General features: G+C 67.8%; 12 protein-coding genes. 8 read left to right on the top strand and 4 right to left on the bottom strand.

Annotated elements, in window-relative coordinates:
• Positions 1–1629 carry a (2,3-dihydroxybenzoyl)adenylate synthase gene (locus OG976_RS15380; protein WP_328350267.1) on the top strand — a complete coding sequence of 543 codons (1629 nt, stop codon included), beginning with the start codon at positions 1–3 and terminating at the stop codon, positions 1627–1629.
• A gap of 6 nt (positions 1630–1635) precedes the next feature.
• On the opposite strand, the gene OG976_RS15375 is transcribed toward OG976_RS15380, so the two are convergent.
• The 3 genes from OG976_RS15375 to OG976_RS15365 form a co-directional block, all read right to left on the bottom strand.
• Positions 1636–2979, bottom strand: coding sequence for a salicylate synthase (locus OG976_RS15375; protein ID WP_328350265.1), 1344 nt, complete (start codon positions 2977–2979; stop codon positions 1636–1638).
• Between the two features lie 88 nt (positions 2980–3067).
• Positions 3068–4429 (bottom strand): hypothetical protein, encoded by a 1362-nt coding sequence (locus tag OG976_RS15370; protein ID WP_328350263.1) that lies wholly within the window; start codon positions 4427–4429, stop codon positions 3068–3070.
• 87 nt (positions 4430–4516) lie between these two features.
• A complete protein-coding gene (locus OG976_RS15365) occupies positions 4517–5128 on the bottom strand; it encodes a GNAT family N-acetyltransferase (protein ID WP_328350261.1) in 612 nt (203 codons plus the stop codon).
• A 53-nt stretch (positions 5129–5181) separates the two neighbouring features.
• Here OG976_RS15365 and OG976_RS15360 point away from each other — a divergent pair, with 53 nt between their 5' ends.
• From OG976_RS15360 to OG976_RS15330, 7 genes are all read left to right on the top strand, one after another.
• On the top strand, positions 5182–6123 hold the full coding sequence (locus OG976_RS15360) for an ATP-binding cassette domain-containing protein (protein WP_328350259.1): 942 nt from the start codon (positions 5182–5184) through the stop codon (positions 6121–6123).
• A complete protein-coding gene (locus OG976_RS15355) occupies positions 6120–6857 on the top strand; it encodes an ABC transporter permease (protein WP_328350257.1) in 738 nt (245 codons plus the stop codon). The genes OG976_RS15360 and OG976_RS15355 overlap by 4 nt, the downstream gene beginning before the upstream one ends.
• The gene (locus OG976_RS15350) at positions 6854–7618 is read left to right on the top strand and encodes an ABC transporter permease (protein WP_328350255.1); all 765 of its coding nucleotides are present in this window, start codon (positions 6854–6856) and stop codon (positions 7616–7618) included. Before OG976_RS15355 ends, OG976_RS15350 begins: the two co-directional genes overlap by 4 nt.
• A gap of 13 nt (positions 7619–7631) precedes the next feature.
• The gene (locus OG976_RS15345; RefSeq protein ID WP_328350253.1) at positions 7632–8099 is read left to right on the top strand and encodes an SRPBCC family protein; all 468 of its coding nucleotides are present in this window, start codon (positions 7632–7634) and stop codon (positions 8097–8099) included.
• On the top strand, positions 8092–9873 hold the full coding sequence (locus OG976_RS15340) for a sulfatase-like hydrolase/transferase (RefSeq protein ID WP_328350251.1): 1782 nt from the start codon (positions 8092–8094) through the stop codon (positions 9871–9873). The genes OG976_RS15345 and OG976_RS15340 overlap by 8 nt, the downstream gene beginning before the upstream one ends.
• A gap of 148 nt (positions 9874–10021) precedes the next feature.
• A complete protein-coding gene (locus tag OG976_RS15335; RefSeq protein ID WP_328350249.1) occupies positions 10022–11152 on the top strand; it encodes a VOC family protein in 1131 nt (376 codons plus the stop codon).
• A complete protein-coding gene (locus tag OG976_RS15330) occupies positions 11149–12087 on the top strand; it encodes a fumarylacetoacetate hydrolase family protein (RefSeq protein WP_328350247.1) in 939 nt (312 codons plus the stop codon). The genes OG976_RS15335 and OG976_RS15330 overlap by 4 nt, the downstream gene beginning before the upstream one ends.
• Here the strand turns inward: OG976_RS15330 and OG976_RS15325 are convergent.
• Positions 12078–12722: a TetR/AcrR family transcriptional regulator gene (locus OG976_RS15325; RefSeq protein ID WP_442930339.1), complete on the bottom strand. Its 645-nt coding sequence runs from the start codon at positions 12720–12722 to the stop codon at positions 12078–12080. The two genes, OG976_RS15330 and OG976_RS15325, sit on opposite strands and share 10 nt — an antisense overlap.
• Positions 12723–12806 lie beyond the last annotated feature (84 nt).

Below are 12806 nucleotides of genomic sequence, written 5' to 3'. Positions count from 1 at the left end.
ATGCCTCGCCAGGCCTACGTCAGGAGCGTGCCGATGACCGGATTCATCCCCTTCCCGCCGGCTCGTGCCGCCACCTACCGCGCGGCCGGCTACTGGCGGGGGCAGGCCCTCGACGAGATCCTGCGCTCCGCCGCGGTGAACTGGCCGGATCGGCCCGCTGTCGTCGACGAGCACACCAGCCTGACCTATGCCGAGCTTGACCAGCGCGCCGACTCGGCCGCATCGGGGTTGCGCGCTCTCGGAATCCTCTGCGGTCACACAGTTTTGGTGCAACTGACGAACACGTGCCAGTTCGCGGTGGCATTGTTCGGCGTGCTGCGGGCAGGCGCCGTGCCGGTGATGTGCCTACCGGGTCACCGCGACGCGGAACTGGCACATTTCCTCCAGGTCAGCGGTTCGGCGGCAATGATCGTCGGCAGCGACCCCAGATTCGACTACCAGGCCATGGCCCAGCGACTTGCCCACCGGGACAATCGACTTCGGCACATCATCGTCGACGGCGACGCCGGACCGAACGTCCCGTGGTCACAGATCTGTGCGACGAACGAGCCGATACCGCAGTGCCGGCCCGACACGTCAACACCGGCCCTACTACTGGTCTCCGGCGGAACGACGGGCGCCCCGAAGCTGATCCCGCGCACCCACGACGACTATGTCTACAACGCCACCGCCAGCGCCGAGTTGTGCCGGCTCAGCTCCGCCGACGTCTACCTCGCCGCGTTGCCGGCCGGCCACAATTTCCCGCTCGCCTGCCCGGGGTTGCTCGGCGCGATGAGTGCCGGTGCGACAGTGGTGTTCACGACCGATCCGAGCCCGGAGTCCGCATTCGCCGTCATGGCTCGCCACGGCGTGACCGTCACCGCACTCGTCCCTGCCCTCGCCACGCTGTGGGCGCACGCCTGCGAGTGGGAGGAGAACCGCCCGACTAACCTACGGCTGCTCCAGGTAGGCGGCGCCAAGCTCGCCGCCGCCGATGCCCGCCACATCCGCACCACGCTGACGCCCGGTGTGCAACAGGTGTTCGGGATGGCCGAAGGGTTGCTGTGCTACACCAGAATCGGCGACACCGCCGAGCGGGTCGAGCACACCCAGGGACGTCCGCTGTCGGCACACGACGAACTTCGAGTGGTCGACGATGACGGCGCACCGGTTGCGGCGGGCGAGCCCGGCGAGTTGCTGGTGCGCGGGCCCTACACCATCAACGGATACTTCCGCGCCGACGAGGACAATCGCACGGCGTTCACCCCGGACGGCTTCTACCGCACCGGTGACCGCGTGCGCCGGGTGGCCGACGGCTATCTGGAGGTCACCGGGAGGGTCAAGGATGTCATCACCCGCGCGGGCGAGACGGTATCGGCCCTGGACCTCGAGAGCCACCTGCTGGCACATCCCCGGATCACCGCGGCAGCCGCTGTCGGCCTTCCCGACCCGTACCTCGGTGAGAAGATCTGCGCCGCAATCGTTGTCCGAGGCGCCCCGCTATCCCTGCCCGAGCTCAATGCTCATCTCGGCGCCTGTGGTGTCGCCGTGCACTGCCGCCCCGACAGCGTGGTGCCGATGGCGTCGCTGCCCACCACCGCGGTCGGCAAAGTCGACAAGCGGGCTATCGTCGGGCAGCTTCAGCGCTGACCGGTATCAATCCTTCTGCGCCACCAGATGCGGTGCCAGGCACGCGAGTTTCTCGCACGTCTCCTCGAACTCGCGCTCGGGTGTGGATGCGGCGATGATCCCTGCGCCCGCCCGCAGCCAGGTCCGGCGGCCGACCTGGTAGGCGGTGCGCAGCGCCAGAGCGGCGTCCAGGCCGCCGTCAGGCGTGATCATCACGACGGCCCCCGAGTACAGCCCGCGGGGCGTCTCGTCGAGCCGCAGGATCGCCTCGACGCTCTCGGCTTTCGGGATACCCGATGCGGTGACGGCCGGGAACAGCGCTTCCAGGGCGTCCATCCGGGTGAACGGCGGACGTAGCCGCCCGGCGACCGTGGAGCCCAGGTGCTGGACGCTACCGCGCTCCCGTACCGTCATGAAGTCGGTGACTGCGACGCTGCCCGGATCGGCGACCTCGGCGATCTCGGCCAGCGAGGTTCGCACGGACAGTGCGTGCTCGACGATCTCCTTGGCATCAGACGTCAGCTCCTGCCGCGCCCGCCGGTCATCAGCGATTCCGCGGCCGAACGCGCGGGTACCAGCCAGCGGCTCGGTGATCACGGCGCCGTCGCCGTGAACCGCCGTCACCAGTTCCGGACTGAAGCCCACGGCGCGAAAACCGCCCAGCCTCATCAGAAATGAGCGGGCCGGGGTGTTGTGACGCCGGGCCAGCCGGTAGGTGGCCGCAAAGTCGACGTCGAAGGGAACGTCCACCGTGCGCGACAGGATCACCTTCTGGTAGCGGCCGCTGCGGATCTCGTCGATCGCGGTCGCCACCCGGCCGCGGTAGCCGCTGTGGTCGGCGTCGACATCCACGGCCCCCGCCCGACCGTAGGCGCTGGGCCGCAGATCGGCTATCGCCGCCCGAATGCGCTCGTCGCTCCCGAACACCTGGATTCCGCTTGTCGATACGGTGACCCGGCTGCGGGGTGTGAACAGTCGGGCCAGGGGCGCCGCAGCGGGTAGCCGGCCGGACAGCCCCAAGCGATAGGCACCCAACTCGAAGGCGATCCACCCGAATGCCGGGTCGCCCTCTGCGCCGGCGATGTCGAGCGCCCAGGCCAGTGCGTCGGCCGGCCGGCCGCTCCACCGGTGACCGACGACGTTGCCCCCATTGATGATTCGGCACTCGTCGCGATCCAGCTCGATGGCCGTCCGCACACCGATGGCCAACGTCCAGCAGCCGTGTCGCTCATAGACCAGATAGTCGGTCCCGTCGTGTTCGGGTACTGCGGCGGCAAGAGCCGCGACCACGTCGGCCGGGTCCATCCCCGGCGGCAGGCCATCCCAGCTGGCAGTCCCGGCCTGCTCTGGTGTCAGGGTCACGTCGGTCATACGCCAAGGTTCCTCACGTCTGCGGTGCGGCTGTCGGTGGCGAAGGCCGGGCCTTCCCCGTGAAGGCCCGGCCTTGCCCGATACGGCTCTACTCCGACGAATCCGACGAGGCGCCATCCTTGGAAGACGAGTCCGACGACGAGGTCGATGATGTCGCCGCCGACTTCTTGGCTGCTGCCTTGCGGGAACCGCCGACCGACTTCTTCACCTCGGTGCCGGCGCTGGCGTCCGCTTCGGCGGTCGCCGATGTCCGGCTGGGGCGGGTGCTCGCCGCCGCCGACCTGGCGGACTTGACGGGCGTGCTGGCTTCGAGGGTGGAATCGGTATCAGCCGAAGCCGAAGCCGTGGACTCCGTGGACTCCGTGGTTTCGGCTTCGCTTTCTGCGGCGACGGTCGCGGTGCTCACCGTCTCGGTCGGCGTGGCCGTCGCGGCAAGGGCGGTGACCGGGGCCGCACTGGTGGGCGTTGTCGTGACCGGGGTGATGGCGGCGGCGATGGCCTGCGGGATGGTGACCAGCAGGCGCCCGAGGAATCCGATGGACACACCGGTCCGGGTGACGCCGTTGGCCGGATCGGTCGGCGGGGCAACCGGAATGAAGGTCAGCAGCGCCGGGAAGGGCGCCGCGGACTGCGGGTGCTGCCAGCCGTTGAGGAAGCCGTTGACGACCAGGCCCGGCAGGTTGATCAACGAGTTGATCGCGCCTTCCACGTCCCCGGCGGCCACCGACTGGACGAGGCCGGCCAGGCCGTCACCGGCGGCGGCCACCGTACTGAGCGCCGTTCCGTAGAGCGACTGGAAGATGTTGCTGACCACGACGGTCGAAGAGAGAAGCACGCCAACGGCATTGGCGAGGTTCTGGACGATCTGCTGGGGGATGCCCGGGTTCGCCACGGTGCTACCACGCGGGGTGTAGGTGAGCAGTGTGTTGAGCACCGGCGACACGGTGGCCTGCAGGCCGTAGAGGACCAGGCTGCTCAGATAGTTCACCGCGCCGCCGACATCACCTGCGGCCAGGGACGTTTGAAGGTTGGCCAGGAAGGTCGCGCCGCGCCCCTCGATGTAGGTCTGCCAGCCGGCGGGGATTCCGGCGATCGCACCACCGATCTCCTGGGCATAGCCGATCTGGTTGCGGATCACCTGCGACAGCAGCGGTAACGGATTGGCCAGCATCGCCTGGCTCAGTGCCGAGACATTGTCGAATGTGTCCGACAGGATCTCGGAGTACACCGCGATCGGCGAGTCGGTGGCTTTTGCCGCCAGCCCGGTGAGTTGCACTGCACGATGCTGGATCTCGGTCGGCAGGTCATGCACGGTCGGGCCCGCGAACAGGGCGCCGGCAGTGACCACCGCGGCTCCGGCGACCAAGAACCTGTTGGCACGGCGGGCCGGACCGACAGGACCGGACAGGACATCAGTCTCAGCGAAGCTGAGGCGTAGAGCTGTTTGCACGAAATCTCCTTCTTCATGGGATTGCCGAGTGGCACCGCGAGGGAGATTAGCTGAGACTAACCTAAGTAACAATAGGTATGCCTAACCTTAGTTAGGTGGAAGATGCCAGCCAGCGGGCCGATCGAAGGCATAGAGGGCCATCCGCCGGTTAGGCATCTCGTGCTCACCGAGGAATCGGCACCCGACGGACTCACACACACTGCGGGCAGCCGTATTGCGGTGATCGGGGTCGAACATGATCCGCTCGCACTGCGTGTCGAGGGCGAAGAGACTGGCGACGATGTGCGGGAGCAGCAGTGGCCCGAGTCCCCTGCTGACGAGAGTCAGATCGGCGATGGCGGCGTGCAGGCCGAGGTCGTAGGGATCGGCGTCATAGCACGCGGCGATCGAGTCCTTCGCCGCGCGATACACCTCGAGGTACGCGCCGGGAACGCCGTTCAAGCTGGCGATCACGGGCAGCGAGTACGCGCTGTCCAGTTGCGCCACAAGGTGTTTGCGCCACCGCGGGACCGGCCAGTCGTACTCCCATGCGGCCGCGAGATGCGGCCGATTCATCCACTCGGCCACCAGCTCGGCATCGGCGGGCGTCGCGACGCGCAGGGCGTACGGCGGGTCGACCACCGGCACCGGAGGCCCCGGCACAGCCGCCACCTCGGCGGGCACATCGGTCAGCGCACGGGCAAGCACAACCTCGGTCATCGTCGGAGAGCGTAGCCCACACAATTTAGGTTAGGCATGCCATAGTTTTGGTCATGCCCGATCTGGCCATCGAAGTGGTCGACGTCGCCAAGACCTTCAATCGCAGCTCGCCGCCCGCCCTGCAGGGTGTCTCGTTCGCCGTGCCCGCCGGTTCGGTCCTGGGCCTTCTCGGCCCGAACGGCGCGGGGAAGACGACCACCATCAACATTCTCTCGACCCTGTCGCTTCCCACATCGGGCCGAGCCCGGGTGGCGGGATTCGACGTCGTCACCCACGGCGCAGAGGTCCGCGAAGCGATCGGGCTGACAGGGCAGTACGCGGCAGTCGACGAAATGCTCACCGGCCGTGAGAATGTGGTGCTGTTCGGTCGGCTGCGCGGACTGAACCGGGCGCAGGCGCGGCAGCGGGCCGACGCACTGCTGCACCAGTTCTCGCTCTCCGACGCCGCCGACCGTCGAGTCGGCAAGTACTCCGGCGGCATGCGCCGACGGGTCGACATCGCATGCGGACTCGTCGTGCCGCCCGACGTGCTGTTCCTCGACGAACCGACCACCGGCCTGGATCCGCGCAGCAGGCAAGACGTCTGGGCGCTGGTGTCTGAGCTGCGCGATGCGGGCATCACCGTGCTGCTGACCACGCAGTATCTCGAGGAAGCCGACGCTCTGGCCGACGACATCGTGGTGATCGACAACGGCACCGTGATCGCCCAAGGCAGCCCGGACGAGCTCAAACACCGTGTGGGCGGCAGCTTCTGCCAGGTCAGCCCGGTCGCCACCGGCGATCTCACCCGGATCGCCACGGCCTTGAGTGGCATGGCCGGCCTCGAGGTCGGCGAGAGTTCGGTATCGCTGCCGGCACCCGACGGGCTGGCGACGCTGGCCGAGGTCTTCCGCCGTATCGAGCCACTCGAGGTTGCCGTGGCCGACATCTCGCTGCGCCGGCCGTCACTGGACGAGGTGTTCTTCCGCCTCACCGGCGCCGGGGCGAACGCGTGACAGCACTGGCCGCCCTGACCGAACGGTCGGTGCTGGGTACGCTGCGCGACGGCGATCTGGTGTTCTCGATCCTGGGGCCGGTCGCCTTCTTCGTGTGCTTCACCATCACGCTGCGCGGCGTGATCGACACCGGCGACGTCAGCTACGCACAGTACGTCCTGCCGGTAATCGTCGTTCAGGCAATGATTTTCACGGCGATGACCACCGCCGACCGCTCAGCCCGTGACCATCTCAACGGGATGGGCGTGCGGCTGCGCTCACTGCCGCTGGGCAGGTTCGAACCGGTCACCGCGCGGATGCTGTCGGCACTGATCCGCGCGGGTGCAGCACTGGCGGCCGCGATCGGCACCGGCTACCTGTTCGGGTTCCGCTTCAGCGGCCCACCCGGTTACGCGGCGGCATTCGTCGTTCTCGCGCTTGCGCTTTCACTGGCACTGTCGCTGGGCGCCGATGCGATGGGCGCGGTGTCACAGAGCACCGAAGCCGCCAGCCAGGTGCTGCTGGTGCCCCAGCTGCTGCTGGTGATGCTGTCAACGGGCATCGCCCCTGCCGCGGCGTTCCCGGGCTGGCTCGGGCCTTTCGTCCGCAACCAGCCGGTCTCGCAGATCTCGGCGACGCTGCGGGGATTCGCTTCCGGCGAGCCGGTCGGCATCGGGCCGAGTGTGGCGTGGTGTGCCGGTCTGCTGATCGTGTTCGGATCGATCGCACTGCGTATGCAGCGGAGGGCGACATGACGACGCTGATGACCCAGAGCGGTCTGCAGGCCGGCCGGCTCCTCACCCGGTGGCGCCGCGAGCCGATCGTGCTGATTCAGGCGATCGTCTTCCCGACCTTCCTGCTGGTCGTCTACAAGATGGTGATCGGCAAGTCGATTCTCGCCCTCACCGGTGCCGACAGTCTCTACGGTCTGGTGCCGATGTGCGCGGTGGCGGGTGTGCTGTTCGGGGCGATCGGCACCGGCGTCGCGATTCCCGACGAGCGCGAGTCGGGACTGCTGAGCCGGTTGTGGGTGCTACCGGTTCACCGGGCCAGCGCCTTGAGCGGACGGCTGCTGGCCGAGGCCGGGCGGGCGTTGGCCGGAACGGTGGTCATCACCGCGGCGGGTGTCGCCATGGGGATGCGGTTCACCCAAGGGCCGCTGGCCACCCTCGGCTTCCTCGTCATCCCGGTGGTCGTGGTCGTCGGCTTCGGTGCTCTGATCGTCGCCGTCGCGGTGCGGGCCAACGGCAAGAACATCGTGACCGGCCTGTCGTCGCTGTGTTTCCTGCTGCTGTTCTTCAACACCGGAATGGTGCCGCTCGAGGTCTTCCCGGACTGGCTGCAGCCGCTGGTGCAGGCACAGCCCATGTCGCCGGCGATCGAGGCGATGCGCGGCCTGGCCCACGGCGGGCCGATCCTGTGGCCGGTGCTGCAGACACTCGGGTGGACGGCGGCACTGCTCGCGGTGTTCGGTCCGCTGGCCGTCCGCGGTTACCGCAACGCGACGGGACGCTGACAGCCGACCCGCGATGGGGTTGGATGGCCTGGTGGCCGATATCAGTCGCACCAGGACCATTGCGGCCGGGGCGCAGACGATCTGGGATGTCCTCGCCGACTTCGGCGCGATCAGTTCGTGGGCGGGTATCGCCGACCATTCGTGTCTGTTGAGCCCGGCCACCCAGGAACTCGGGGTCGGCACCACCCGGCGGGTCCAGGTCGGGCGCGACACCCTGGTCGAACGCATCACCGAGTTCGATCCTCCACATGCGCTGGCCTATGACGTGGAGGGCTTGCCCCGTCAGCTTCGCCGGGTCAACAACCGCTGGACCCTGCATCCGGCCGGCGGCGCCACCGTCGTCACCGTGACCTCAACCATCGAGATCGGGCAGAACCGGCTGCAGCAGCTCGCCGAGCAGGCCGTCACCCGCTTCTCCGCCAAACAGCTCGACGCGATGCTCACCGGCCTCGCCACACGATTGGAGCGCTCCCATGTCTGACCGCCCAGACATCGTCATCGTCATGACCGACGAGGAACGCGCCGTCCCACCGTATGAATCCGATGCCGTACTCGCCTGGCGGCAGCGGGTCCTGAGCGGACGAAAGTGGTTCGAGGACAACGGAGTCAGCTTCACCCGCCACTACACCGGTTCGCTGGCCTGCGTCCCCAGCCGGCCCACCATCTTCACCGGGCAGTACCCCGATCTGCACGGGGTGACGCAGACCGACGGCATCGGCAAGGTATTCAACGACACCCGCATGCGCTGGCTACGCGCCGGCGAGGTACCCACCCTGGGCAACTGGTTTCGCGCCGCCGGCTATGACACCCACTACGACGGCAAGTGGCACATCTCGCACGCCGACCTGCTCGGTGACAAGGGCGCCCCACTGGCGACCAACGACGACGACGGCACCGTCGACCACGCCGCGGTGAAGCGCTACCTCGACGCCGATCCCCTTAGCCCGTACGGATTTTCGGGCTGGGTGGGGCCGGAGCCGCACGGAGCGGGGCTGGCCAACAGCGGGACCCGTCGTGACCCGCTGATCGCCGACCGTGTGGTGGCCTGGCTGAAGGACCGGTATGCCCGGCGCCGCGCCGGCGATCCGGACGCGCAGCGGCCGTTCCTCTTGGTCGCCAGCTTCGTCAACCCGCACGACATCGTGTTGTTCCCGACCTGGGCGCGCAAGACCCCACTGGCAGAGCCGTCACCGCTGGACCCGCCGCCGGTGCCCGCCGCGCCGACCTCCGACGAGGATCTCAAGGCCAAGCCCGCCGCTCAGATCGCCTTCCGCGAGGCCTACTACTCCGGCTACGGCCCGGCCGCCGCGATCCAGCGCATCTACGACGGCAACGCCCAGCGTTACCGTGACCTCTACTACCGCCTGCACGCCGAGGTCGACGCTCCGATCGACCGGGTTCGCCGTGCGGTCACCGACGGCGGCTCGGACAACGCCGTTCTGGTGCGCACCTCCGATCACGGCGACCTGCTCGGGGCGCACGGCGGACTGCATCAGAAGTGGTTCAACCTCTATGACGAGGCGACCCGGGTGCCGTTCGTGATCGCGCGCATCGGCACCGAATCCACCGGCCCGCGGGCTGTCTCCTCGCCGACCTCACACGTCGATCTGGTGCCCACCCTCCTGGGTGCCGCCGGTATCGACGTGGAATCCACGGCCGCGGTGCTGGCCGAATCGTTCAGCGAGGTGCATCCCCTGCCGGGGCGCGACCTGATGCCGATCGTCGGCGGCGCCGCAGAAGACGACGGCCGTGCCGTCTACATCATGACCCGCGACAACATGCTCGAAGGCGACACCGGTGCGTCGGGTCTCGGACGCCGACTCAGGCAGACGGTGAATCCCCCTGCCCTGCTTCGCATTCGCATTCCCGCCCATGTTGCCGCGAACTTCGAGGGTCTGGTGGTGCAGGTCGAAGAGTCCGCAGGCGGCGGCGGCCACCTGTGGAAGCTGGTGCGCACCTTCGACGATCCGGGCACCTGGACCGAGCCCGGGATTCGCCATCTGGCGGCAACCGGACCCGGCGGCGAGGTCTATCGCACCAGCCCGCTGGATGACCAATGGGAGCTCTACGACCTCACCGCCGATCCGATCGAAGCGGTCAACCGCTGGGCCGATCCCGATCTGCACGACCTGCGCCAGCACCTACTCGGTCAGCTCAAGCAGGTGCGCGCCGATGCCGTGCCCGAGCGCAACAACCCCTGGCCGTACGCGTCGCGGCGCCCACCCACCCGCACCCGTCGGCGTTTCTTCCGGTAGCCCGCCACACTCCCGCCGAGTCTGCGCACAGATCGCACTCCCGCCCCCGGATCGCGATCTGTGCGCAGACGCGATGGCGCACGCCCGGCACTTGACTGAGAACTCCGTCGTATGTGACGATTTCGTCAGCCAAGTGAGGGAGGTTCGGATGAGCGACGTCGTCGGCGCGCACAACGAGCTGCACAGCGACCAAGGCGCACTGCGCGGCGAGCACCCCGGCCGCTCCCGCAACCCCGTCATCAAAGTCGCCGGCCTGGCCTGGCTCGAATTCGAGAAACCAGATCTGACCAGGGCGGAAGCCTTTGCGCGGGCATTCGGCTTCGACGTCGCGCACCGCACAGCAGACGAGCTGGCGCTGCGCGGAACCGACGCCAGCGCCCCCTGCGTGCTGATCCGCAAGGGCGTGGATACCCGCTTCGCCGGCGTGGCATTCGAAGCCCAGGATGAGATCGACGTGCTGCGGCTAGCCGACCGGACCAACTCGCCGACGCGCTCGCTGCCGGAATCCTTAGGTGGGCTGGCTGTGGAACTCAGCGATCCCAGCGGCATCCCGGTCAAGGTCGTCGCCGGCCTGCACCGGCTGCCTAGCCAGCCGGCCCAGCAGCCGCATACGTTCAACTTCGGTCACGACGTCCGGCGCGCCAATGCCACCCAGCGCCCGCCCCGGAGGCCCGCCTCGGTCCAGCGGCTCGGCCATGTGGTCATGCAGTCGACGAAGTACATCGAGTCACTGAACTGGTACCTGGATCACCTCGGCCTGATCGTCAGCGACTTCCTGTACTTCCCCGGCCAGCGTCACCGCGGACCGACCATGAGCTTCATCCGGTGCGACCTGGGCTCGACCCCGACCGACCACCACACACTCGCCATGGCCCTCGGGCCGGCGAACCGCTACGTGCACTCGGCCTATCAGGTCGCCGACCTCGACGCACTGGCCGCGGGCGGTGAGTTCCTCCGCGAGCGCGGCTATGTCCGCTCGTGGGGAATCGGCAGGCACATCCAGGGCAGCCAGCTGTTCGACTACTGGCGCGATCCGGACGGCTTCCTGGTCGAGCACTACGCCGACGGTGATCTGTTCGACAACACCTTGGAGCCCGGCTGGGCGCCCTTCACGGCCTCGGGCCTTGCCCAGTGGGGACCACCCGCCACCAAGGACTTCCTGGGGACCAGCCCCAAACATGCTCGCCACGAAGCTATTTCGATGCTCGGCGCCCTTCGCGACAAGAATGAGTTCGACCTCACCCGCCTGATCGGCCTGCTGAAAGTTGCCACCTCATGACCACCTCCGTCCTCCGCACCGCAGATGCCTGGTGGGTCGCCACCGACGCCGGTGCCGTCAAGATCGCGACGACAGCACAGACCACCGCGGAGCTTCTTCGCGATCGCGCCGCCATCGACACCGCCGCCGCCGGCACGGACACCGTGGACATAGCCGGCCTCGACCTGGTCTCGCCCGTCACCACGCCCTGCCGGGTGGTGGCCCAGATGACCAACTTCGCCTCGCACGTCGAAGACGCCGGAATGGACCCGAAGACCATCCCGCTGACCTTCTTCCGCAAGTCCTCGGCATCGATCAGCGGACCGTTCGCACCGGTGACCAAACCCGCGCACGTCAAGTTCCTGGACTACGAAGTGGAGATCGGCCTGGTCATCGGCTGTGACATCCCAGTCGGCACAACGATTTCCGAATCCGACCTCAGTGACTACATCGCCGGCCTGGTGGTCACCAACGACATCTCCGCGCGCGACATCCAGCTCCCCCAGACCCAGTTCTACGAAGCCAAGTCCTATCCGAGCTTTACCCCCACCGGGCCCGCGCTGGTGCTGCTGAATGCGCAGGAACTCCAGCGGTTCGGGCAGTTGCGGCTGCGCCTGCGGGTCAATGGTGAGGAACGCCAGAATGCCCTCGTCGACGGCGACATGTTGTACCGGCCGGTGGAGGCATTGCGGTCGCTGAGCCGCTTCCAGGACCTCGCGGCCGGCGATCTGGTTCTCACCGGCACCCCGGTGGGCACCGCATTGAGCGCACCGCCGAAGATCGTCGGCATGATCGCCGGGCTGCTACCGCCTGCGGTCAAGTGGAAAGCGTTCTTCAAGTCTCAGGCCAAGAACCCCAAGTACCTCCACAATGGCGATGTGATCGAGGCATCGGTGGCCACCGACGACGGCGCCATCGACCTCGGCACCCAGCGTATGACGGTCTCTTACGGCTGAAAGTCCATGTCCGGCAACGGCATCACGCACACCTCGTGGGCAGCATCGGCCGACATCCCGAACAGTCGAAGAACACTTTCAGTGACCGAGTCCGCCGTCGCGCCGGCGTCGCGGTCCGGCTGGGCCTCCAACAGATAGCCGAGGCCCAGTAGCGCGCCGGCCGCCACCGACAGCGTCAACTCCGGGTCCTCGACGTCGAAACGCCCGGCCGCGACCGCCGCCTTGATGTCGCGCATCGCACGCGGGGCAAGGCCCCGGTCCGAGGACAGCAACGCACCCCAGTTCGCCAGCAGGATGCGACTCTCCTGCGGGCGCTCCCGGAAGAACCGCCCGGTCAGCCGGAAGCTGCAGGCGAAGACGGCGGCGGGATCCTCGATATCGGCCGTCAGGGCATCGAGCACGGCCCCGTGCCTGTCCAGGACGTCGACGATCGCCGCCTCGAACAACTGCTCCTTGCTGTCGAAGTGGTTGTAGAACGATCCCATCCCGACGTCGGCGGCCTGGGTGATCTCCAGCACCGGGACGTTGAGCCGGCCTGCGGCGATCAACGTCTGCGCCGATCGGATCAATGCCATACGAGTGCGCTGCTTGCGCCGCTCGAGTCGATTGATCGAGGGTTCGGGATCTTCTGCCACGCGCTGATCGTACCGCCAAGAGTCACTTCTGATGATTTCATCAGAAGTACTTGACTGCACCCTCCCTCGCATGTGACGATTTCG

Source organism: Mycobacterium sp. NBC_00419 (genome assembly GCF_036023875.1).
Taxonomy (GTDB): domain Bacteria; phylum Actinomycetota; class Actinomycetes; order Mycobacteriales; family Mycobacteriaceae; genus Mycobacterium.
This window is presented reverse-complemented; position numbering and strand designations above follow the sequence as displayed.

What these genes read in the sequence shown, in the direction of transcription:
- OG976_RS15345 (WP_328350253.1), top strand. Translation starts at nt 7,632, where the DNA reads ATGGGGTTGGATGGCCTGGTGGCCGATATCAGTCGCACCAGGACCATT.
- OG976_RS15360 (WP_328350259.1), top strand. Translation starts at nt 5,182, where the DNA reads ATGCCCGATCTGGCCATCGAAGTGGTCGACGTCGCCAAGACCTTCAAT.
- OG976_RS15330 (WP_328350247.1), top strand. Translation starts at nt 11,149, where the DNA reads ATGACCACCTCCGTCCTCCGCACCGCAGATGCCTGGTGGGTCGCCACC.
- OG976_RS15350 (WP_328350255.1), top strand. Translation starts at nt 6,854, where the DNA reads ATGACGACGCTGATGACCCAGAGCGGTCTGCAGGCCGGCCGGCTCCTC.
- OG976_RS15375 (WP_328350265.1), bottom strand. Translation starts at nt 2,979, where the DNA reads ATGACCGACGTGACCCTGACACCAGAGCAGGCCGGGACTGCCAGCTGG.
- OG976_RS15335 (WP_328350249.1), top strand. Translation starts at nt 10,022, where the DNA reads ATGAGCGACGTCGTCGGCGCGCACAACGAGCTGCACAGCGACCAAGGC.
- OG976_RS15380 (WP_328350267.1), top strand. Translation starts at nt 1, where the DNA reads ATGCCTCGCCAGGCCTACGTCAGGAGCGTGCCGATGACCGGATTCATC.
- OG976_RS15340 (WP_328350251.1), top strand. Translation starts at nt 8,092, where the DNA reads ATGTCTGACCGCCCAGACATCGTCATCGTCATGACCGACGAGGAACGC.
- OG976_RS15365 (WP_328350261.1), bottom strand. Translation starts at nt 5,128, where the DNA reads ATGACCGAGGTTGTGCTTGCCCGTGCGCTGACCGATGTGCCCGCCGAG.